Origin of the sequence: Acetobacter pasteurianus subsp. pasteurianus LMG 1262 = NBRC 106471 (assembly GCF_000285275.1) — a bacterium.
In the GTDB taxonomy this organism is placed as follows: domain Bacteria; phylum Pseudomonadota; class Alphaproteobacteria; order Acetobacterales; family Acetobacteraceae; genus Acetobacter; species Acetobacter pasteurianus.
The window spans coordinates 1-1499 of sequence record NZ_CADO01000128.1 but is presented as its reverse complement, the minus strand read 5'-3'; the positions used below and the strand labels follow the sequence as shown (position 1 = coordinate 1499).

The window sequence follows — 1499 nt, the reverse complement described above, 5'->3', positions numbered from 1 at the left end:
TGTCTGGCATCCCTCTGGCGGGGTGACTGACTGGACAGGCAATCGTCTCGTCGGAAACGAAGCCATCTTCGGCCTCCATTCCAATATCACTTTCTAGGGACGAGATATAAAAAAGCATTTCCTGCAAATTGATGTTCTAAAAACATAGAACAATACAATGTTAGGAAATGCTTTTTTATAAATGTGCATTACGCACATAAAATCTTTGAAAAGATTTATTTTGTAGGATTTATGGAAAATAAATTTTCCATAAATCCTACTAACACCAATAACCAAAAAATTAAGCAGTCTTCCGCATGGCACCATTGGGCGATGGTAGGCATTTTTCTGCCAGAGCACCAAAAACCAGCCCTAAAACAGACCACAAAACAATTTGCATACCTATGGATGCTTCCCGAAAACGCCATAACACTACAGCAGGAAAATTGTCTGGCACTTCATTGATATCTGGTAAACCAAACTGCACCGCGGCAACAAGCACAAGCCCGAGCACAATGCTGCATACAGTCGCGTTCCAACATCCTATCACGTTAGAAAGCGCCCGCCCCACCGACAGAGAAATCATGGAAATTGCAATGGAAAGACCAACCATTGCAAAATACATTTCCGTCCGCAAAGCAATGGTTTCTTCCTGACCTACTGCGGGTGGGTTTGGTGGATATTTTAGATCTGGTATCAGCACAAATGTTAAAAACCCAATACCAGCAAGCAACAATGCCATAGAACGCGGGCTTAATGCTGCAAGGCGTTGGTAAGCAAATGCAAAAACAATTGCAAAAATACCGCCATATGCAGCACCGTACATCAGCACCGCAGTAAGCAGCCCCCAAGATGCCTGCACACCACGGCTTACCATTTCAGGTTCTGGCGCGGCACCAGCTGCAGCATCCTGCGCTGCTTCAAACGCAATGGCCAAAGCCACCTGCGGTTCACCAAAAATCTTTGCAAATACAAAAGAAAGCAATGCAGCCAGAATGCCCGCGACCATGCCGCGGGCTAAAAGACGACCAACCATGAGTAAAACTTTCTTCTAATGCCTTAGTGGCAGGGGAAACCAAGCAGATGGCGGCCATCATGCACAAACTCATGCACAGCGTGACCGGAAATCAGGGAAGTGGCACCCTGCTCTGCACCCACAAAGTAGAGCAGCAGTGCAGAAATAATCAGGCCGAAAACAGCCCAAGGCAAAATGGCACGAACCGGAATGCTCTGGCCCGCTGCCGCAACCGGCATAGCTGTATGAACAGATGTGTTCATGATGTTGTATCCTTTTTAATAGAGCCTACCGGAGCAGGCACAAAAGAGTTTGAAACAGAACGTCATGGTTTGGTCGGCCCTAATCATAGAATGACAAAGCCTGACAGCAAGAGTATTCCGAACACGCCTGCTGCTCTCCTCGTCCCTAGAAAGTGATATTGGAGTGGAGGCCGAAGATGGCTTCGTTCCCGACGAGACGATTGCCTGTCCAGTCAGTCACCCCGCCAGAGGGATGCCAGACA

2 protein-coding genes are annotated in these 1499 nt (G+C 47.5%); both read right to left on the bottom strand.

Going from position 1 to position 1499, the window contains the following annotated elements; translation table 11 throughout:
- Positions 1 to 280: 280 nt before the first annotated feature.
- Entirely contained in the window at positions 281 to 1015 is a 735-nt protein-coding gene (locus APA10_RS11895; RefSeq protein ID WP_003631397.1) for a CbtA family protein, read from the bottom strand.
- A 23-nt stretch (positions 1016 to 1038) separates the two neighbouring features.
- Positions 1039 to 1257 carry a CbtB domain-containing protein gene (locus APA10_RS11890; RefSeq protein ID WP_003631398.1) on the bottom strand — a complete coding sequence of 73 codons (219 nt, stop codon included), beginning with the start codon at positions 1255 to 1257 and terminating at the stop codon, positions 1039 to 1041.
- Positions 1258 to 1499: the final 242 nt, after the last annotated feature.